The organism is Actinacidiphila acididurans (genome assembly GCF_016918855.1).
Lineage (GTDB): Bacteria > Actinomycetota > Actinomycetes > Streptomycetales > Streptomycetaceae > Actinacidiphila > Actinacidiphila acididurans.
The window spans coordinates 173,708-193,391 of the sequence record NZ_JADKYB010000018.1 but is presented as its reverse complement, the minus strand read 5'-3'; the positions used below and the strand labels follow the sequence as shown (position 1 = coordinate 193,391).

At 73.9% G+C, this 19,684-nt stretch carries 18 protein-coding genes; 9 read left to right on the top strand and 9 right to left on the bottom strand.

Annotated elements, in window-relative coordinates:
* The first annotated feature begins 492 nt into the window (after positions 1 to 492).
* Positions 493 to 1,491 carry a tryptophan--tRNA ligase gene (trpS, locus tag ITX44_RS29365; protein ID WP_205360733.1) on the top strand — a complete coding sequence of 333 codons (999 nt, stop codon included), beginning with the start codon at positions 493 to 495 and terminating at the stop codon, positions 1,489 to 1,491.
* Between the two features lie 34 nt (positions 1,492 to 1,525).
* Here trpS and proC read toward each other — a convergent pair whose 3' ends face one another.
* The 3 genes from proC to ITX44_RS29350 all read right to left on the bottom strand — a co-directional run bounded on the left by proC (position 1,526) and on the right by ITX44_RS29350 (position 3,572).
* Entirely contained in the window at positions 1,526 to 2,338 is an 813-nt protein-coding gene (proC, locus tag ITX44_RS29360; RefSeq protein WP_205360731.1) for a pyrroline-5-carboxylate reductase, read from the bottom strand.
* A 557-nt stretch (positions 2,339 to 2,895) separates the two neighbouring features.
* Positions 2,896 to 3,363 (bottom strand): hypothetical protein, encoded by a 468-nt coding sequence (locus tag ITX44_RS29355; protein WP_205360723.1) that lies wholly within the window; start codon positions 3,361 to 3,363, stop codon positions 2,896 to 2,898.
* Positions 3,360 to 3,572 carry a hypothetical protein gene (locus tag ITX44_RS29350; RefSeq protein ID WP_205360722.1) on the bottom strand — a complete coding sequence of 71 codons (213 nt, stop codon included), beginning with the start codon at positions 3,570 to 3,572 and terminating at the stop codon, positions 3,360 to 3,362. The genes ITX44_RS29355 and ITX44_RS29350 overlap by 4 nt, the downstream gene beginning before the upstream one ends.
* Before the next feature lie 166 nt (positions 3,573 to 3,738).
* Here ITX44_RS29350 and ITX44_RS29345 point away from each other — a divergent pair, with 166 nt between their 5' ends.
* The 3 genes from ITX44_RS29345 to ITX44_RS29335 all read left to right on the top strand — a co-directional run bounded on the left by ITX44_RS29345 (position 3,739) and on the right by ITX44_RS29335 (position 6,471).
* Complete coding sequence (locus ITX44_RS29345; RefSeq protein WP_236061906.1) at positions 3,739 to 5,001, top strand: sensor histidine kinase; 1,263 nt, start codon at positions 3,739 to 3,741, stop codon at positions 4,999 to 5,001.
* Positions 4,998 to 5,690, top strand: a complete 693-nt coding sequence (locus tag ITX44_RS29340; RefSeq protein WP_205360721.1) for a response regulator transcription factor — start codon at positions 4,998 to 5,000, stop codon at positions 5,688 to 5,690. The genes ITX44_RS29345 and ITX44_RS29340 overlap by 4 nt, the downstream gene beginning before the upstream one ends.
* 142 nt (positions 5,691 to 5,832) lie before the next feature.
* Positions 5,833 to 6,471: a Uma2 family endonuclease gene (locus ITX44_RS29335; RefSeq protein WP_205360720.1), complete on the top strand. Its 639-nt coding sequence runs from the start codon at positions 5,833 to 5,835 to the stop codon at positions 6,469 to 6,471.
* A gap of 33 nt (positions 6,472 to 6,504) precedes the next feature.
* Here ITX44_RS29335 and ITX44_RS29330 read toward each other — a convergent pair whose 3' ends face one another.
* Positions 6,505 to 7,593, bottom strand: a complete 1,089-nt coding sequence (locus ITX44_RS29330) for a hypothetical protein (RefSeq protein WP_205360719.1) — start codon at positions 7,591 to 7,593, stop codon at positions 6,505 to 6,507.
* Positions 7,594 to 7,790: 197 nt separating this feature from the next.
* On the opposite strand from ITX44_RS29330, the gene ITX44_RS29325 reads away from it, so the two are divergent.
* Complete coding sequence (locus ITX44_RS29325; protein ID WP_205360718.1) at positions 7,791 to 8,057, top strand: hypothetical protein; 267 nt, start codon at positions 7,791 to 7,793, stop codon at positions 8,055 to 8,057.
* The gene (locus tag ITX44_RS29320; protein ID WP_205360717.1) at positions 8,054 to 8,458 is read left to right on the top strand and encodes a DNA-binding protein; all 405 of its coding nucleotides are present in this window, start codon (positions 8,054 to 8,056) and stop codon (positions 8,456 to 8,458) included. Before ITX44_RS29325 ends, ITX44_RS29320 begins: the two co-directional genes overlap by 4 nt.
* 101 nt (positions 8,459 to 8,559) lie before the next feature.
* Here ITX44_RS29320 and ilvD read toward each other — a convergent pair whose 3' ends face one another.
* From ilvD to ITX44_RS29305, 3 genes are all read right to left on the bottom strand, one after another.
* Complete coding sequence (ilvD, locus tag ITX44_RS29315) at positions 8,560 to 10,413, bottom strand: dihydroxy-acid dehydratase (RefSeq protein ID WP_205360716.1); 1,854 nt, start codon at positions 10,411 to 10,413, stop codon at positions 8,560 to 8,562.
* A 176-nt stretch (positions 10,414 to 10,589) separates the two neighbouring features.
* Positions 10,590 to 11,444 carry a sugar phosphate isomerase/epimerase family protein gene (locus tag ITX44_RS29310; RefSeq protein ID WP_205360775.1) on the bottom strand — a complete coding sequence of 285 codons (855 nt, stop codon included), beginning with the start codon at positions 11,442 to 11,444 and terminating at the stop codon, positions 10,590 to 10,592.
* Between the two features lie 300 nt (positions 11,445 to 11,744).
* Positions 11,745 to 12,743, bottom strand: a complete 999-nt coding sequence (locus ITX44_RS29305) for a Ppx/GppA family phosphatase (protein WP_205360714.1) — start codon at positions 12,741 to 12,743, stop codon at positions 11,745 to 11,747.
* A gap of 187 nt (positions 12,744 to 12,930) precedes the next feature.
* Here ITX44_RS29305 and ITX44_RS29300 point away from each other — a divergent pair, with 187 nt between their 5' ends.
* Positions 12,931 to 13,671 carry a DUF3109 family protein gene (locus tag ITX44_RS29300; protein WP_205360773.1) on the top strand — a complete coding sequence of 247 codons (741 nt, stop codon included), beginning with the start codon at positions 12,931 to 12,933 and terminating at the stop codon, positions 13,669 to 13,671.
* Between the two features lie 89 nt (positions 13,672 to 13,760).
* Here the strand turns inward: ITX44_RS29300 and ITX44_RS42840 are convergent, their stop codons facing one another.
* Positions 13,761 to 15,458, bottom strand: coding sequence for a BACON domain-containing protein (locus ITX44_RS42840; protein WP_205360712.1), 1,698 nt, complete (start codon positions 15,456 to 15,458; stop codon positions 13,761 to 13,763).
* Positions 15,459 to 15,727: 269 nt separating this feature from the next.
* On the opposite strand from ITX44_RS42840, the gene radA reads away from it, so the two are divergent.
* Both radA and disA read left to right on the top strand, forming a co-directional pair.
* Positions 15,728 to 17,143: a DNA repair protein RadA gene (gene radA / locus ITX44_RS29290; RefSeq protein WP_205360709.1), complete on the top strand. Its 1,416-nt coding sequence runs from the start codon at positions 15,728 to 15,730 to the stop codon at positions 17,141 to 17,143.
* 368 nt (positions 17,144 to 17,511) lie between these two features.
* Positions 17,512 to 18,570 carry a DNA integrity scanning diadenylate cyclase DisA gene (gene disA, locus ITX44_RS29285; protein ID WP_205360771.1) on the top strand — a complete coding sequence of 353 codons (1,059 nt, stop codon included), beginning with the start codon at positions 17,512 to 17,514 and terminating at the stop codon, positions 18,568 to 18,570.
* Between the two features lie 67 nt (positions 18,571 to 18,637).
* Here disA and ITX44_RS29280 read toward each other — a convergent pair whose 3' ends face one another.
* Complete coding sequence (locus ITX44_RS29280) at positions 18,638 to 19,540, bottom strand: hypothetical protein (RefSeq protein ID WP_205360708.1); 903 nt, start codon at positions 19,538 to 19,540, stop codon at positions 18,638 to 18,640.
* Between the last annotated feature and the right edge of the window lie 144 nt (positions 19,541 to 19,684).

Sequence of the window (19,684 nt, the reverse complement as noted above, 5' to 3'; positions counted from 1 at the left end):
CCAGTCAGCGGGGCTTGTCTTTCCGGCCCTTCGGCCGTTCCGACGAGTGAGACTTTAGCCGACCTCCAGCGTCCGAACCAAATCGACCGCTTTCCGATCCGCCACACCCAATCCCAAAAACAACACAGGCCGACCGCGAATGCGCACAGCCGTGCACAGCACAGCCATGACCCTTCCGGGCCTTACGAGTGGTGTTCCGGGATGGTCGTCCGGGGACCGACCGAAGTCGGCGCTCACGTCGGACAACCCGAAGAACTTTACGCATCGACCTGCCCCGTGTCAACCCGTGCCGGTACGGCCGCCCGCGGGTTACTCTGAGCACCATGATGACGCGTACGTGCCGAAGCCAGTGGTGGGCCGCCTAGGGCGGCCCCGGGTTACGTACGCATCCACGGCCGCCGCCTCCGGCGGCCGTTCTCGTCTCTCCACAGGCCGTCGGTCGGCGGTGGTCCCACGCAGCAGTCGCTTACGGGACGAGGAGTGAACGGCGTCATGACGCGGATCTTCAGCGGGATCAAACCGACCGGGCATCTGACCCTGGGGAACTACCTGGGCGCGGTCCGGCGGTGGGTGGCGGAGGACCAGCACAGGGCAGAGGCGCTTTTCTGCGTGGTGGACCTGCACGCGCTGACCGTCGAGCACGATCCGGCGCGGGTGCGTCGGCTGAGCCGGCAGGCGGCGAGCCTGCTGCTGGCCGCCGGGCTGGACCCGCGGCTGTGCACCGTGTTCGTGCAGAGCCATGTGGACGAGCACGCGCGGCTGTCGTACCTGCTGGAGTGCGTGGCGACCGACGGCGAGATGCGGCGCATGATCCAGTACAAGGAGAAGTCCGAGCGGGCCCGGCGGTCCGGGCAGAGCGTACGGCTGTCGCTGCTGACGTACCCGGCGCTGATGGCGGCGGACATCCTGGCGTACCGCGCGGACGAGGTGCCGGTCGGGGACGACCAGACCCAGCACGTGGAGCTGACCCGGGACCTGGCCGTTCGCTTCAACCAGAAGTACGGCGCCACGTTCGTGGTGCCGCGGGCCACGCCGCCGGCAGTGGCGGCGCGGGTGATGGACCTTCAGGACCCGGCCGCGAAGATGGGCAAGTCGCACGACGCGACCGCCGGGATCGTTTACCTGCTCGACGAGCCCGAGGCGATCACCCGGAAGATCATGCGCGCGGTCACCGACAGCGAGCCCGGGGTGTCGTACGACCCCGAGGGCCGGCCCGGCGTGGCGAACCTGCTGGAGATCCTGTCGGCCTGTACCGGCAAGGAGCCGGCGGCGCTCGCCGAGTCGTACGAAGGCGCGGGTGTGCTCAAGCGGGACACCGCGGAGGCCGTGGTCGAGCTGTTGCGGCCGCTCCAGGCCCGGCACGCCGAGCTGGCGGCCGACGCCGGCTATCTGGAGGAGGTGCTGCACGAGGGCGCGGCCCGGGCGCGCGCCCTCGCCCGGCCGACCGTGGACGCGGCCTACCGGGCGATCGGGCTGCTGCCGCCGCAGTGAGCGCGACATCCGGTCGTACGGCCGGCTGCTCCCGCTAGGCGCCGGAGGCCAGCTCACGGCTGCGGTCGCGGGCGGCCTCCAAGGCGTCGAGCAGGGCGGCGCGTACGCCGTGCTTCTCCAGCTCGCGGATGGCGTTGATCGTGGTGCCGGCCGGGGAGGTGACGGCCTCGCGGAGCCTGACCGGGTGCTCGCCGCTGTCGCGCAGCATCACCGCGGCGCCGATCGCGGACTGCACGATCAGGTCGTGCGCCTGGGCGCGGGGCAGGCCGAGCAGGATGCCCGCGTCCGTCATGGCCTCGACCAGGTAGTAGAAGTACGCCGGGCCCGAGCCGGACAGCGCGGTCGCGGCGTCCTGCTGCTTCTCCGGGACGCGCAGGGTCTTGCCGACCGGCTGGAAGATCGCCTCCGTACGGGCCAGGTGCTCCTCGCCCGCGTGGCGGCCGGCCGAGATCACGGACATGCCCTCGTCGACCAGGACGGGCGTGTTGGGCATCACCCGCACCACCGGGGTGCCCTCGGCCAGCCGCTCCTCGAACCACGCGGTCGGGATGCCCGCGGCCGCGCTGATCACCAGGCGGTCGGCTGCCACGTGCGGGGCCAGCTCGTCCAGCAGCGCGCCCATGTCCTGCGGCTTCACCGCGAGGATCAGGGTGTCCGCGGATTTGGCCGCGTCCGGGTTGCCCACGGCCTCCACGCCGTAGCGGTCCCGCAGGTCCGCCGCGCGGTCCGCGCGGCGGGCGGTCACCAGGAGGTCGGCGGGGGACCAGCCGGCGCGGATCATGCCCGAGAGGAGGGCTTCGCCGATTTTGCCTGTGCCCAGGACAGCGATCTTTTGGCTTACGTCCATGGGGTCATCCTTCCACCCTTGGGGGTGGGGTTTCCCCGGCTTGGGCTTTGGCGGGGTTCAGCTCGGGGGGTTCTGTTGCGTTGCCGAGGGTGCGTTGTTTGTGGGTGGGGCGGCTTCCAGCTCGGGGGGGGTTCTGTTGCTTTGCCGGGTGACGGTGCGTTGTGGTTTCTCGCGCAGTTCCCCGCGCCCCTGAGGGGCCGGCTTCCATCTGTCGCGCCCACGCGGCGCCAGCCGCAGATTGAATACAGCCTCGTGCCCCTGAGATTCGGTGCCGTATTCCGCCGGGGCGGCTTCCAGCTCGGGGGGTGCGGTTGCGTTGCCGGGTGCCGCGTGCGCTGTGGTTTCTCGCGCAGTTCCTCGCGCCCCTGAGGGGCCGCCTTCCACCCATCGCGCCCACGCGGCGCCAGCCGCAGATTGAATACAGCCTCGCGCCCCTGAGGGGGCCGCCTTCCGCCCGTCGCGCCCACGCGGCGCCGCCCGCACGTCAAAGACAGCGCCGCGCACCTGGGAGGTGCCCTGCATCCGCTGGTGGCGGCCGTGCGGCGGTAGCCGCACATTCAGCGGCGGGCGGCGCTGACTGCGCCCACGGTGCCGACGATGGCGGTGACGACGGCGGCGTGCCAGAGGGAGGTCCAGAGGGTGCTGAAGAGGCCTTGGGAGGTGAGGACTTGGCGGATGAGGAGGTCGGTGAAGAACATGAGGGCGGCAGGGACGGCGGCGACCTGCCAGGGGTGGGTGCGGGCCCAGCGGCGGATGCGGCGGTCACGGTTGGAGCTTCGGCCGGAGTAGCCGAGGACGGCGCCGGAGCCGCCGACGGCGTAGAAGAGGAGGGCGGCGACGGAGGCGGCGCCGGCGAGGATGCCGAGGCCGAAGTGGCCGTGGACCAGGTGGAGGGCGAGAGAGACGCCTCCGCCCAGCGCTCCCACGACCGCTGCCGGCCGCCAGGGACCGAGGGTCGCCGATGCCACGGCCAACTGCCGCTTCTCCGCGCCCGACACACTCATTTCACGGGATGAACGCCTCATACCGCAACGGTCCTCCCGGGCGCCCCAAGAACGCCATAGGGGATGACCCTGACCCTTCCCTCACCCCGGGACGAGGGCAGCCCGGTGCCGTACTCCCCGGACAGTGCCATGCCGCCGACGCTGCCGGCGCCGAGCAGCAGCATCATGGCGCCGATCTGGGTGAAGGCGTCGCGCAGTGCCCAGTCGGGGACGAAGTCGGCCCTGATCATGGGGCCGTAGTGCGGCCAGTTGGATGTCGATCACCCGCACACCGTGGCGCGGCTCGGGCGGGAGCGGCATCGGGCAGGGAGTCACAGGCGGCGCGGGGGCGGTGGCCCGGCGGTGTACTCCCGCGGGCCGATGCCGGGCCGGTGACCTGCTGGTTACGATCCGGGCATGTCGCTTCTGGCGCGTGTGCCGCGGTCCGCGCGGGTGGAGTCGCGGATGGAGTCCCCGGGCGGGCCACCGCCGCTGCTGCTGCCGCTGCCGAGGAGGGCGTCGCCGGGGGTGTGGCTGACGCTGCTGTGGTGTGCGGCGATGGCGTTTCCGTTGCTGGTGCCGCGCGGGCCCGGGCCGATGCCGGGCGGGCCGGTCTGGTTCGGGGGCGGGGGTTTCGTCCTGTTCTTCGTCATGGCGGCGGCCGCGGTGGGGGCCTCGGCGATGGCACGGCACCGGCCGGTGTCGGCGCCGGCGCTGCTGCCGGCGGTCACGGTGGTGGCGACGGCCGCGCTGCGGGTGCTGGGGGTGCCGCTGCTGGAGTTCGTGCCGGTGGCGGTGGCCGTGTGCTGGATCGCGGCGACCTGGCCGCGCCGGGTCTCGGTGACCGTGATGTCGTTGCTGGCCGTCGCCGGGTACACCACCACCAGGTTGCCGCTGTGGCTGTCGGCCGCGCCGAGCACGGCCGCGCTGGTCGGGCTGAGCGCGGTGATCGCCTGGCTGATCGGGGACTCGATCCGGCAGAACCGGCTGCACGCGGAGGCGCTGCGGGCCCGGGCCGCCGAGCAGGCGGTCATCGCGGAGCGGCTGCGGATCGCCCGCGAACTGCACGACGTGATCGCGCACAGCGTAGGGGTGATCGCCATCCAGGCCGGGATGGGCCGCCGCGTGATCGACACCCGGCCCGCCGAGGCCCGGGCGGCGCTGGCCACGATCGAGGCGACCAGCCGGGAGACGCTGGCGGGGCTGCGCCGCACGCTGGGGGCGCTGCGCCGGCCGCCCGGTACGGAGGGCGCCGGTCCGGCGGCGGGATCCGTACCGCTCGCGCCGACACCTGGGCTCGCGGACCTGGACCGGCTCGCCTCGTCCACCGGGGACGCGGGGGTACGGGTGCGGGTGCGCCGGGAGGGCGAGCCGCGGCCGCTGCCGCCGGACGTGGAGCTGGCGGCCTTCCGTATCGTGCAGGAGTCGCTGACGAATGTCGTACGGCACGCCGGGACCGCGGAGTGCGCGGTGACCGTCGATTACGGGGCCGCCGCGCTCACCGTGGAGGTCCGCGACCGGGGCCGGGGCGTGGTGGGCGGTGCGCCGCCCGTGCAGGGGTACGGGATCGCGGGGATGCGGGAGCGGGTGGCGCTGTTGCGCGGGGAGTTCGCTGCGGGGCCGCACCCGGAGGGCGGGTTCCGGGTGGCGGCGGTGCTTCCGCTGGGGGCCGGCGGATGACCACCGTGGGGGCCGAGCAGCCGGTGATACGGGTCGCGCTCGCCGACGACCAGCCGCTGGTGCGGGCCGGGCTGCGGGTGCTGATCGGGGACGAGCCGGGGATGGAGGTGGCCGGGGAGGCGGGCACCGGTGCGGAGGCGGTGCGGCTGGTGGCGCGGGTGCGGCCCGACGTGGTGGTGATGGACATCCGGATGCCCGGCATGGACGGCATCGAGGCCACCCGGGAGATCACGGCGGCCGGCGGCCGCACCCGGGTGCTGGTGCTCACCACCTTCGACGACGACCCGTACGTGTACGGGGCGCTGCGCGCGGGGGCGAGCGGGTTCGTGGTCAAGGACATGGCCGTGGAGGACATCCTGGCCGCGATCCGGGTGGTGGCCGCGGGCGACGCCCTGATCGCGCCCGCGGTCACCCGCCGCCTGATCGCCGACTTCGCCGCCGCGGACCCGGCGCCGCGCGCCCCGACCCCGCACCGCCCCCTTCCGCCCACGGTCACCGACCGGGAACGCGAGGTCCTCGCCCTGGTCGCCCGCGGCCTGTCCAACGCCGAGATCGCCGAGCGCCTCTTCATCTCGGCGGCCACCGCCAAGGCCCACGTCGCCCGCCTGTTCACCAAGCTCGCCGCCCGCGACCGGGTCCATCTCGTCATCCTGGCCTACGAATCGGGCCTGGGCCCGCCGCCGCCCTGACGTACCGTCAGTTTCCCGACGCCGGGTCCTGCGGGGCGCCGCCGAGGAGGGCGAGCCCGTGCGGGCCCAGGGGTCACCCTTACGGGTGGTAGCGGCGGCATAGGCCGTGGGTAGTCTGGACACACCGGACAGAATCCCGTCCATGGGAGGAACCATGATCGCCGAGGCCGAGCCGGACACTCAGGCGGCGGAGCCCGCGCAGCCCGACGGGGCCCCGTGGCCGATTCCGCCGGAGGGCGGTTACACCCTTGACGATCTCTACACGCTGAGCCTCCCGCCGCACACGCAACTGATCGACGGGAGCCTGGTCTTCGTGAGCCCGCAGCGGAAGTTCCACACTGTGGCGATGTATTTGCTGGAGACGGGGCTGCGCAGCAGCGTGCCCGAGCACTACCGGGTGCGCCGGGAGATGGCCGTGGTGCTGGGGCCGCGGAATGTGCCGGAGCCCGACCTGGTGGTGGTCACCGCGGAGGCGGACGCGGACCAGAACCAGACGCGGTACGAGGCGAAGGACGTGGTGCTGGCGGTCGAGGTGGTCTCGCCGGATTCCGAGGAGCGGGACCGGGACACCAAGCCGCACAAGTACGCCGCCGCGGGCATCCCGCACTTCTGGCGGGTCGAGCAGGCCGCGGAGTCCCACCACCCGGTGGTGTACGTGTACGAACTGGACCAGGGCGCGAAGGCGACGTCGTACGTACTGACCGGGATTCACCGGGACGCGCTGAAGGTGGAGGTGCCGTACGGCATCGGGATCGACCTGACGGAGATCGACCGGTTGTGACGGGGCGCCGGGCCCGGCAGCCGGGAGGGGCGGTCAGGCCGGGAGGTCGGTGGGGGTGGCGGTGAGGCGTTCGCCGGCGAAGGTGTGGAGGGTGGGGAGGACGGCGGGGGCGCCGCCGGGGAGGCGGTCGAGGCGGATCAGGGCGTAGGCCTGGTGGCCGTCGACGAGGTGGGTGCGGCCGCGGTCGAGGGGCGTGCCGGGCAGGGGCCAGACGGTGAGCCAGGGGCGGGTGTCGGTGGCGTTGGGGGCCGGGCCGACGGTGACGGCGGCGATGTCGGGCCAGGGGATGCGGAAGTCGGCGGGGGCCGAGGTGTCGCGGACCGCGATGCCGGCCGGGCCGATGCGCAGCCGCAGCGGGCGCCGCCAGTGCCGTATCGTGCGAGCGGTGGCCCACCAGGTGAACGCGGTGCCCAGGAACCACACGCCCAGCAGTTGAGCGGGGACGGGCATCCGGCGGGTGAGCAGCAGGTCCACCAGCGGCAGGACGAGGGTCGCGGACAGGGCGAGCAGCGCCAGGGCGGCGGGGCCGAGGGCCGGGGAGTGCGCGGTGAACACCCGCTCCGCGCCGGGCACCCGGTGTTCCGGGCCGGACACGGTGACCGGAGTCGGCGGCCGCAGTGAGCGCGGCGCGGTCTCGTAACGAGCGCCCCCGTACTGCGCGAGCGCGGCGCCGAGCGCGGCCGTGCCCTGGTCGAGGTCGCCGGTGTCGACCAGGGTGTAGCGCCGACGGCCGTCGAACGTACGGTCCGGGCGGCGCGGCAGGGTCACCCCGGGCGCCGGCCACACCACCAGCCGCGGCGGGACCGGGTCGTCGTCCTCGTCCCCGGACTGCGGCGGATGGTGCAGGGCGACGGCCGCGATCTGCTCCCAGCTCAGTTCGGCGTCGTGCAGCGTGATCCCGAAGTCGTCCACCATCAGGTGGAACGGCTTCTTCAGCCGGGCCCGTTCCCGTATCCCCACCACCAGCACCGCCACGGCCAGCCCCAGCGCGGTCAGCGGGCCCCCCGGCTTGTGCCCGCCCGCCGCCACCAGCCACCCCACCGCCCCGACCACCCCGGCGCCCCCACCCGCCAGCATCCCCCGCGCCCGCCGCCCCACCCGTCTCGCGATCGTGAACTCCACGCCTCCGCCCCCCTGTCCGCGCGTCCCCCGCGCTCTCCCCCACCACCATCGCCCCCACCCCGCCCCCGCGGAATCGGCCGTACGGGGCTGATGCAGGACGGTGACAGAAGGGGGCGAAAGTGAAGAGGGGGTGACCGGTGGGCGCCTCGGTCGGAGGTCGCGCCGCCGCGGCGAGCATACTGCAGTATGCTCGCCCTATGGCCGATACGACGCGGATCACGGTGACCTTGCCCACGGAGCAGGTGGCGGAGCTGAAGAAGCTCACGGACAACGTGTCCGGGTATGTGGCCGAGGCGGTGGCGCGGCAGATCAGGCATCAGTTGCTCGGGGCCGATCTGCGGGCGCACGCCGAGGAGCACGGCGCGTTCAGCGAGGAGGAGATGGAGCGGGCGCGCGGGCGGATCTTCGGGAACGCCGGGAACGCCGGGAACGCCGGGAACGAGGGCGGCGCGAGCGCCGCGTGAGCGGGCAGCACATCGAGACGGTCGTCCTGGACAGCGAAGGGCTGTCCGCCTGGATCGCGCAGGACCGGGCGGTGCTGGCCATGTTCCAGGTCTTCCACGACATGGGGACGGACCTGGTGATCGGCGCCAACACGATCGTGGAGGTCAGCCACTCCCGGGTGAACCTGCCTCGCCTGCACTGGGCGCTGTCCCGGGTGAAGGTGGAGCCGGTCACCGAGCAGTCGGCGAAAGCGGCCGCCCGGCTGCTCAAGGAAGCTGGCCTGCACGGTCACAAGTACGCGATCGACGCCACCGTGGCCGAGACCGCGCTGCGCCAGCCGGGCCCCGTCGCCGTCCTCACCTCCGACGCCGACGACATCGGGCGGCTGTGCGGCGACCGCGTCCGGGTCATCGCCCTCTGAGCCCCCCTGAGCTCTCCGGGACCGCCGCCGCACAGTTTGCACAGCAGCGGGGGCGCCCCGCGCGCGAACGCGGGGCGCCCCACCGTGGAAAAAACCGAAGCTCAGCCCTGGAGGCGGGACACGTCGCGGACCGCGCCCTTGTCCGCGCTGGTGGCCATGGCCGCGTAGGCGCGCAGGGAGGCGGAGACCTTGCGGTCGCGGGACTTGGGGGCGTAGACGCCGCCGAGGGCGGCGCGGCGGGTGGCGAGGACGTCGTCGGGGACGAGGAGGTCCATGGTGCGGCCCGGGATGTCGATGCGGATCCGGTCGCCGTCCTCGACCAGGGCAATCGTGCCGCCGGAGGCCGCCTCGGGGGAGGCGTGGCCGATGGACAGGCCCGAGGTGCCGCCGGAGAAGCGGCCATCGGTGACCAGGGCGCACACCTTGCCCAGGCCGCGGCCCTTCAGGAAGGACGTCGGGTAGAGCATCTCCTGCATGCCCGGGCCGCCGCGCGGACCCTCGTAGCGGATGACCACCACGTCTCCGGGCTTGACCTCCTTGCGGAGGATCTTGTCGACGGCCTCCTCCTGCGACTCGCAGACCACCGCCGGGCCCTCGAAGGTCCAGATCGACTCGTCCACACCCGCGGTCTTGACCACCGCGCCGTCCTCGGCGAGGTTGCCGCGCAGCACCGCGAGGCCGCCGTCCTTGGAGTACGCGTGCTCCACGTCGCGGATGCAGCCGGTGGCCGCGTCGCTGTCCAGGCTGTCCCACCGCTCGGACTGCGAGAACGCCTCGGCGCTGCGGCGGCAGCCGGGCGCGGCGTGCCACAGCTCGACGGCCTCCTCGGACGGCGAGCCGCCGCGCAGGTCCCAGGTGCCCAGCCACTGCTTGACCGACGGAGAGTGCACGGTGCGCACGTCCTCGTTGAGCAGCCCGGCCCGGTACAGCTCGCCGAGGATCGCCGGGATGCCGCCGGCCCGATGCACGTCCTCCATGTAGTACGTGCCGGTGGGCGCCACGTTCGGCGCCACCTTGGCCAGGCACGGCACCCGGCGGGAGACGGCGTCGATGTCGGTCAGCCCGTAGTCGAGCTCGGCCTCCTGGGCTGCGGCCAGCAGGTGCAGGATCGTGTTGGTGGAGCCACCCATGGCGATGTCCAGCGCCATGGCGTTCTCGAACGCCGCCGGGGTGGCGATCGCGCGCGGCAGCACGGTCGCGTCGTCCTGCTCGTAGTAGCGCTTGGTCAGCTCGACCACGGTGGTGCCGGCCTTCTCGTACAGCGCGCGGCGGGCGGTGTGGGTGGCCAGCACCGAGCCGTTGCCGGGCAGCGACAGGCCCATCGCCTCGGTCAGGCAGTTCATCGAGTTGGCGGTGAACATGCCCGAGCAGGAGCCGCAGGTCGGGCAGGCGTTCTCCTCGATGCGGAGCATGTCCTCGTTGGAGACGTTCTCGTTGACCGCGTCCGAGATCGCGTTGATCAGGTCCAGCTTGCGGACCGTGCCGTCGACCAGGGTGGCGCGGCCGGCCTCCATCGGGCCGCCGGAGACGAAGACCGTCGGGATGTTCAGCCGCAGCGCGGCCATCAGCATGCCCGGGGTGATCTTGTCGCAGTTGGAGATGCACACCAGGGCGTCGGCGCAGTGCGCCTCGACCATGTACTCCACCGAGTCCGCGATCAGGTCGCGGGACGGCAGGGAGTAGAGCATGCCGCCGTGGCCCATGGCGATGCCGTCGTCCACCGCGATGGTGTTGAACTCGCGCGGCACCGCGCCGGCCGCCTTGATCGCCTCGGAGACGATCCGGCCGACCGGCTGGAGGTGGGTGTGGCCCGGTACGAACTCCGTGAAGCTGTTGGCGACCGCGATGACCGGTTTGCCGATGTCGGAGTCGGCGACGCCGGAGGCGCGCATGAGGGCGCGGGCGCCCGCCATGTTGCGGCCGTGGGTGACCGTACGTGACCTCAGCTCGGGCACGGTGTCCACTCCCTTTTTGGTCCCTTTGGGTGCCTCGGGTTCACTTCACTCGCACGAGGTGTACCCGAGCGTACGCCCCGCGGCCCAGGATCCGGACGTCCCGTCCGTATCCCGGAATGTCAAGTCTTCGCGTGTCCGTACGGCTTCCCGTAGGGCTTCCCGTACAGTGCAGGCGGTCAGCCGCCCACCTGCGCGGCCGCGGCCAGGTGCAGGCGGGTGAAGGCCAGCGCCTCGGCGAGGTCGCCCTCGCGCTCGGCGGACGACATGGCACGCCGCGTGTTGACCTCCACCACCACATGGCCGTCGAAACCGCGGGCGGCCAGCGACTCCAGGAGTTCGCCGCACGGCTGGGTGCCGCGGCCCGGCACCAGGTGCTCGTCCCTGGCCGAGCCGCTGCCGTCGGCCAGGTGCACGTGCGCCAGGCGCTCGCCCATCCGGTCCAGCATCTCCAGGGTGGCGCTGCGGGAGGTCGCGGCGTGCGACAGGTCCAGGGTGAAGTGCCGGTAGTCGCCGTCCGCGACGTCCCAGTCGGGGGCGTAGGCGAGCATTTCCCGGTCCCGGTAGCGCCAGGGGTACATGTTCTCGACCGCGAACCGTACGTCGGTCTCGTCGGCCATCCGCCACACCCCGCGTACGAAGTCCTTGGCGTAGCCGCGCTGCCAGCGGAAGGGCGGGTGCACGACCACGGTCGAGGCGCCCAGCCGCTCGGCCGCGAGCCGGGCCCGCTGGAGCTTCACCCACGGGTCGGTGGACCACACCCGCTGCGTGATCAGCAGGCACGGCGCGTGCACGGCCAGCACCGGGATCCCGTGGTAGTCGGACAGCCTGCGCAACGCGTCCACGTCCTGGCTGACCGGGTCGGTCCACACCATCACCTCGACCCCGTCGTAGCCGAGCCGCGCCGCGATCTCGAACGCCGTCGCCGTCGACTCCGGATACGCCGACGCCGTGCTCAGCGCCACCTTCGCGTCCGGCACCCGTACGACACGACCGGCCCGGCTCCGCGCCTCCCGCGCGACGCCGGGCTCCACGTGCTCCCCGGGTTCGGCCACGCACTCAGCGTACGGCGGCCCACCCCCGATGGGCCGCCCCCAACGACCACCTGTGCGATGCCTCACCCCCGGGCATGGCCTCCAGGATGCACAAATGAGCCACGGACGAAGCAGGGCGAATGTCCACGGAAGAAGCCCAGCAAAAAATGAGCCCGCCCGGCGATTGAGGGCAGCGGACCGGACGGAGCCGCACGACTGGCCACGTCCTGCCTGAGCGCTTCCGGAGCCCGCCCGGCGATCGAGGGCAGCCACGGACCGGCGAGCCGCACGAAAAGCGTGCTACTCCCGGACGCGGGCCACCGCGACCTCGGACCCGGGATCCTCACCAGGTCGCACCACATGATCGGGCTCGGTCGCCATGACATCGAGCTTCCGCAGGATCACCCCTTCCCGCAGCGCCCAGGGACAGATGTCGAGCTCGTCGACCTCGAACAGATCCATCGCCCCCTCGGCGACGAGGGCGCCGGCCAGCAGTTGAGGCGCGCGACCGGTGGAGACGCCGGGCAGCGCACTGCGCTGCCCGGCACTCATCGCGGCCAGCCGCGGCACCCACTCCTCGAGGGCGCCGCGCCGCAGGGTCCGCTGCACGTAGAGCCCCTCGGCGCTGCGCGCGGCGCCGGCGATCCGGGCCAGCTGGCGGAACGTCTTGGACGTGCCGACGGTCAGGTCGGGCCGGCCGAACCGGGCGAAGTCGGCGACGGTACGGGCGATTTCGGCCCGTACGTGGCGGCGCAGGGCCCGTACGTCCGAGGTGCCGGGCGGATCGCCGGGCAGCCAGCCGCCGGTGAGCCGCCCGGCGCCCAGCGGCAGCGACACCGCCGCGTCGGGGTACTCGTCCATGCCGAAGCCGATCTCCAGGGAGCCGCCGCCGATGTCCAGCACCAGGAGCCGGCCCGCGGACCAGCCGAACCAGCGGCGTACCGCGAGGAAGGTCAGCCGGGACTCGTCCTCGCCGGACAGCACGGTCAGGCGTACGCCCGTCTCGCGCTCGACGCGATCGAGCACCGCCTCGCCGTTGGTGGCCTCGCGGATCGCGGAGGTGGCGAACGGCAGCACGTCCTCGGCGCCCTTGTCCTCGGCGACCCGCAGCGCGTCCTGGACGGTGGCGACCAGCCGGTCCACCCCGTCGCGGTGGATCGAGCCGTCGCGGTCGAGGAGTTCGGCCAGCCGCAGATCGGCCTTGTGCGAGTACGCGGGCAACGGGCGGGCGCCCGGGTGCGCGTCCACCACCAGCAGGTGGACAGTATTGGAACCCACGTCGAGCACTCCGAGTCGCATGCGACGACGCTAGCGCGGACCGGGACCCTGCCGCGCGGCCGGGTGACCGCATTCCGCGCATTCCGGTCTTACGCTTGGCGGCGTGGCGAAGGCGAGGGCCCGCAGGGGCGACAGGCAAGGTACGGACGGTACGGCGGAGACGAGCGGTACGGGCGGGACCGCCGGGCCGGCGCGCGACGAAGCGGAGCTGGATTTCCCGCGGGCGTGGGTGGAGTTCGCCGACCCCGCGGACGAGGAGCAGGTCTTCCGGTGCGACCTGACGTGGCTCACCTCGCGCTGGGCGTGCATTTTCGGCAGGGGCTGCCAGGGGATCGTGGCGGGCCGGGCGGACGACGGGTGCTGCTCGCTGGGGGCGCACTTCTCGGACGACGACGACGAGAAGCGGGTGGCCCGGCACGTGGCCCGGCTCACGCCGGAGACCTGGCAGTTCCACCCGCTCGGCACCGGTGCGGACGGGTACTGGGCGGAGGAGAACGAGGACGGCGAGCGGCAGACGCGCGTGGTCGACGGGGCGTGCATCTTCGCGAACCGGCCCGGCTTCCCCGGCGGCGCCGGCTGCGCGCTGCACGCGCTGGCCCTGCGGGAGGGCCGCGAGCCCCTGGAGACCAAGCCGGACGTCTGCTGGCAGCTCCCGATCCGCCGCACCTTCGACTGGGTCGACCGCCCCGACGACACGCGCGTCCTGGTCGTCTCCATCGGCGAGTACGACCGCCGCGGCTGGGGCCCCGGCGGCCACGACCTCCACTGGTGGTGCACCTCCGCCACCTCCGCCCACGCCTCCGGCGACCCCCTCTACCTCTCCTACCGCGCGGAACTCACCGAACTGATGGGCCCGGCCGCCTACGCCCGCCTCACCACCTTCTGCGAGTCCCGCCTGGCCTCGAGCCTGCCCCTGGTCGCGCCCCATCCGGCGGACCCGGAGGGGTAGCACCCGCCCACGCACCGGCAGCCGCCGACGGCGGGGAACCCCCACGGGAAGACCCGCGGACGACATCGCATCCGCACAGGTGGGGGGGCCTACGTCGAGGTCGGAGAAGGCGAGGCGGTGGGCGAAGGGGACGTCGGGGGCGGGGTGGCCGAAGGGGAAGCCGTGGCCGTGGGAGAAGGGGACGGGGGCGGGGTGGACGTGGGAGACGGGTGCGTGAAGCCGTGGAGGGTGACCGTGGCCGCGCCCGGGGAGAGGGTGACCGTGGCGGTCCAGGGGCCGGAGGGGGCGAGGGCGGGGTCTGCGGTGACCGTGATGGTGACGGATTCGCCGGGGCGAAGGGTGCCGGCGGTGGCGGACAGCCGCAGCCAGTAGGCGGAGGGGGTGGCCGTCCAGTGGACGGGGGCGCCGGAGGCGGTGAGGGTGACGGCGGTGACCGAGGCGGACCGGGAACGGGCGGTCACGGCGAGGTAGCCGGCGCTGCCGCCGGGGCCGTCGGTCGGCGGCGCGGCCGGGGAGACGGACACGCCGGTGGCGGCCCGCCCGGGCGGGGGCGAGGCAGAGGGCGCGGCGGAAGGCGCGGGCGCACCGCCGAGTCGCGGCGGGGAGGGCCGTACGCTGTCCGCCTTCTCGTACGGCAGCCCGCCCACCTCATCGGGCGCCGACGTCCGCCCCCCGCCGGACGAGGGCGCCGCATCTCCCGCGGTCTCCGCCCGGCACGCGGCCCAGACGGCGAGCACGGGCGCGGCCACCACCGCGGCGACCACGGTGGTGGTCACCGCCCGGTGCCGCAACTGCGCCCGCCGCGCCGCCCGCTCCCGCAGGTCCAGCGGAAAGCCGCGCCGGTCGAAGCGGGGCGTGCCCTCCCGGCTGCGCCCCGCGCCGCCCTCCATGGCGTCGAGCATCGCCGCGTAGACCGCCGAGCGCGGCGCCTCGGCGAGCGCCAGCACCGCGCCGGCGGCGCCCGGCCCGCCCGGCCAGGGCCCCGCGGCCACCACCCGCTCCGCCGTGCACCGGCACTCCTCGCACTCGTCCACGTGCCGCACCAACTCCGCCCGCAGCGCCGTCCCGAGCGGCGCCCGGCCCGCCCCGGCGAACCGTACGATCCCGGGGCACGCCCGGCACTCCGCGACGGCCAGCGCCGTACGGGTCCGCTCCACCTCGCAGGCGGCCCGCGCCAGCAGCGTCCGTACCGGCTCGGCCTCCAGGCCGAGCACGAGTGCGACGCCCGCCGCGGAGAGCTGATGGCGGACCGCGAGTTCCAGCGCCTCGCGCTGGCCGGGGCTGGTGCCGGCCGCCTCCGGCCAGGCCAGCGCGGCCAGTTCGGCCTGCCGGGCCGCGGCGACCGCGGGCGCGGCCCGGCAGGGCGAGGGCGCGGGGCCGGCCGCGAGCCGGCGCAGGCACACCCAGCGGGCCAGCGCGTACAGCCACGGCCGCCGCAGCGCGGTCTCGCGCAGCCGGGCCCGCTGGCGTTCGGCGAGCGCGAGCACCTCGCCGAGCCCCGAAGCCGCGGCGTCGTGCTCGCGCAGCACGCCCAGGCAGTACGTGAACAGGCCGTCCAGATACGGCTCGTAGTGCGCGGGCGGCTGCATGGGCAGCGTGCCGCGCGGCCGCCGCACCGGCTCCCGGTCCCGGCCGCGCTCCCCGCCGCGGTCCCGGTGCTGGCCGCGGTCCGGGTCACGCTCCCGGTCGCGGTCCCGGCCCGCGGGCGCCCGGTGCCTGCGGTGCGCGCCGGTGCTCACAACGCGCCCGGCGCCGGTCGTGGTGGGGCTCTGCTGCCTGCTCGTCACCGGAGCGACGGTAGGCCGCGCGGCGCCCCTGGACCCGTACTCCGGGCCGCCATTGACCCGTACGGGTGACGATCAGTGGCAAATCCGGACAGGACATCCCTTCGTACGAGTGAATACGCGCGCGTGCGCTCGAACCCGCGCCCCGCGCCCCCCGAAGCGCCCCCGGAGCACCCGCGGTTGACGGCCGGGGCGCCCCGCCACCCCGTAAGGTCACGGCCGTCCACCCCGTACCGGCCCGCTTGTCGGACCCGCCCGCTACGGTGAACGGCATGGCTGCCCGCAAACCCGCCTCCAAGGACCGCCCCTCCTACCGCTGCACCGAGTGCGGGTGGACCACCGTCAAGTGGCTCGGCCGGTGCGGCGAGTGCCAGTCCTGGGGCACGATCGAGGAGTACGGCGCGGCGCCCGCCGCGCGCACCACCGCCCCCGGCCGGGTCTCCGCGGCGGCCCGCCCGATCGGCCAGGTCGACGGCAAGCAGGCCACCGCCCGCTCCACAGGCGTGCCCGAACTGGACCGGGTGCTCGGCGGCGGCCTGATCCCCGGCGCCGTCGTACTGCTGGCCGGCGAGCCCGGCGTCGGTAAGTCCACGCTGCTGCTGGACGTGGCCGCCAAGGCGTCCGGCGAGCGGCACCCGACGCTGTACGTGACGGCCGAGGAGTCCGCCTCCCAGGTGCGGCTGCGCGCCGACCGCATCGGCGCCCTCGCCGACCACCTCTACCTGGCCGCCGAGACCGACCTGTCCGCGGTCCTCGGCCACCTCGACGACGTGAAGCCGTCGCTGCTGATCCTGGACTCGGTGCAGACCGTCGCCTCCCCGGAGATCGACGGCGCCCCCGGCGGCATGGCCCAGGTCCGCGAGGTGGCCGGCGCCGTGATCCGCGCCTCCAAGGAACGCGGCATGTCCACTCTGCTGGTCGGCCACGTCACCAAGGACGGCGCGATCGCCGGCCCGCGGCTGCTGGAGCACCTGGTCGACGTGGTGCTCAGCTTCGAGGGCGACCGGCACGCCCGGCTGCGGCTGATCCGCGGAGTGAAGAACCGGTACGGGGCGACCGACGAGGTGGGCTGCTTCGAGCTGCACGACGAGGGCATCACCGGCCTCGCCGACCCCTCCGGGCTGTTCCTGACCCGGCGCGACGAGCCGGTGCCGGGCACCTGCCTGACCGTGACCCTGGAGGGCCGCCGCCCGCTGGTCGCCGAGGTGCAGGCGCTGACCGTGGACACCCAGATCCCCTCGCCGCGCCGCACCACCTCCGGCCTGGAGAACTCCCGGGTGTCGATGATGCTCGCGGTGCTCGAGCAGCGCGGCCGGATCCGGTCCATCGGCAAGCAGGACATCTACACCGCGACCGTCGGCGGGGTGAAGCTCACCGAGCCCGCCGCCGACCTGGCCGTCGCCCTCGCGCTGGCCAGCGCCGCCATCGACACCCCGCTGCCGAAGAACCTGGTGGCCATCGGCGAGGTCGGCCTGGCCGGGGAGGTGCGCCGGGTCACCGGCGTGCAGCGGCGGCTGTCCGAGGCGCACCGGCTCGGCTTCACCCACGCCCTGGTGCCGCCGGACCCGGGCCGGATCCCGGCAGGCATGAAGGTGATCGAGGTATCGGACATAGGGGACGCCCTGCGCGCCCTGCCGGGCCGCGCACCACGACAGAAGGAGCAGGGAAGCAGCAGGTCCGGAGGCTGATCGGCAGGTCAGGGGCCCGGCCGGGGCGGAGTCTTCCCCGCCCGGCCGGCCGGGGACGACGTAAACTTTGCCCTGGTCTCGCCTCTGGCCCGGCGGGCAGCGCCGCGCGACGGCGTGCGCCGAGGCGCGCCGACGTGCACCGAAAGCGCGCCGGAGCGCGCCCGCCGGGCTTCAGGCATCCGTAGCGACCGGAGGATTGCTAAGTGGCAGCCAACGACCGGGCCGGCGGCACCGCCCCGGCCCGAAGGGCAGCGGGGGACTCCGCCGGCCGGTCCGGGCCGGGGGCGCCTCCCAGGCCGAAGGCTTCGGGGGACGCACCTCCGCGGCCCAAGGCCCTGGCGGACGGCGCCGGCGCCGACGGCGGGCTGATGCGCGCCGCGCTGAGCGCGGCGGCCCCCGGGACCTCCCTGCGCGACGGCCTGGAGCGGATCGTCCGGGGCAACACCGGCGGCCTGATCGTGCTCGGCATGGACAAGGCCGTGGAAGCGCTGTGCACCGGCGGCTTCGTGCTGGACGTGGAGTTCACCGCGACCCGGCTGCGCGAGCTGTGCAAGCTCGACGGCGCCCTGATCCTCGACAAGGACATCACCAAGATCCTGCGGGCCGGCGTGCAGCTCGTGCCCGACCCGGCCATCCCCACCGAGGAGACCGGCACCCGGCACCGCACCGCCGACCGGGTCAGCCAGCAGGTCCCGTTCCCGGTGATCTCGGTCAGCCAGTCGATGCGGGTGATCGCGCTGTACGTGGACGGCCAGCGCCGGGTCCTGGAGGACTCCGCGGCCATCCTCTCCCGCGCCAACCAGGCACTGGCCACCCTGGAGCGCTACAAGCTGCGACTGGACGAGGTGGCCGGCACCCTGTCCGCGCTGGAGATCGAGGACCTGGTGACGGTCCGCGACGTCACCGCCGTCGCCCAGCGGCTGGAGATGGTCCGCCGGATCGCCACCGAGATCGCCGAGTACGTGGTGGAGCTGGGCACCGACGGCCGGCTGCTGTCGCTCCAGCTCGACGAGCTGATCGCCGGTGTGGAGCCGGAACGCGAACTGGTCGCGCGGGACTACGTGCCCGAGCCGACCGCCAAGCGCAGCCGTACCGTCCCCGAGGCGCTGGCCGAACTCGACGCGCTGCCGCAGAGCGAGCTGATCGAACTCACCACCGTGGCGCGGGCGCTGGGCTACACCGGCTCCCCCGAGTCGCTGGACTCGGCGGTCTCCCCGCGCGGTTACCGGCTGCTGGCCAAGGTGCCGCGGCTGCCCAACACCGTCATCGAGCGCCTGGTCGACCACTTCGGCGGCCTGCAGAAGCTGCTCGCGGCCAGCGTGGACGACCTCCAGACCGTGGACGGCGTCGGCGAGGCCCGCGCCCGCTCGGTCCGCGAGGGCCTGTCCCGGCTGGCGGAGTCCTCGATCCTCGAACGGTACGTGTAGGGCGTACGGCCGGCCGGCCGTACGCCCTGCGGGTGACGTCGTCGGTGGGACTGCTCAGTCGCGACGCTCAGTCCGCGGACAGGACGAACGAGACCTGGCGGGCCGGGTAGCCGGCCAGCTCGGACTGCACGAGGTACGTGCCGGCGGGCGCCGACTGCCCCTTGGGGGCGGCGCACTGCGGCGAAGAGGTCTTCTCGTTCCACCGCACGGTGTAGGTGGCGGAGGAGCCGGCCGGGACCTCGATCGGGTACGAACCGGTGGCCGGGCAGTCGTTCGTCGCCCACACGTGGTGGTTGTCGGTGGCGGTCACGGTGAGCACCGCCGACCGCGGGCCGACGTCGATCCGGCAGCTCACCGAACCGGAGTTGACGGCCTTGAGCTGGAACGCCGGTACGTCGCCGGGCGAGTAGGAGTTGCTGACGCTGCTCAGGGTGACCTGGACCGAGCCAGGGGCGCAGTCCGGCAGGGTCGAACTCGCCGCCAGCGGGGCCGGGTTGGGCGGCAGACCGGCCGTGCCGCCGGAGCCGCCCGTACCGCCGCCGGCCGTGCCGGAGCCGCCGGATCCGCCGGCCGATCCACCGGCCTGGCCCGCGGTCGCGCCCGCGTCGGAGGCCGTTCCCGTCGTACCGCCGTCGGCCGGGGTGTCGCCCGCGCTCGGCGTGCTGCCGCCCGAACTGCCGTCGCCCGTACCGCCGTCGGAGGAACCCGAGGCGGGCGGCGCGGTGTCCCGGCCGCCGGGCCGGCCGCTGATGTGGGTGCCGCTGGGGTCGGGCCCCGGGGTGATCGAGGCGACCGGGGTGTGCGAACCCGCGGGCGCACTACGGCCCTTGCCCTTCCCACCGCCCCCGCCGGACGCCACCACCCAGGCGACGACGGCGACCACCAGCGCACACAGGCAGGCCAGAATGACCCGCCGCCGCCAGTAGATCGTGGAGGGCAGAGGTCCTACGGGATTGCGCAGAGAGCCCACAGACGCACTCTATGGGAGATCACCCACGCTCCGGCGCAACACCCGCCGCTCCAGGGCCGGTCTTTGCGGATCATCACGTTTACCCGTGCCAAATCGTTACGTTGACGCGCGCACGGAGGTGGTGCGGGTGGTGTGCGAGGATCG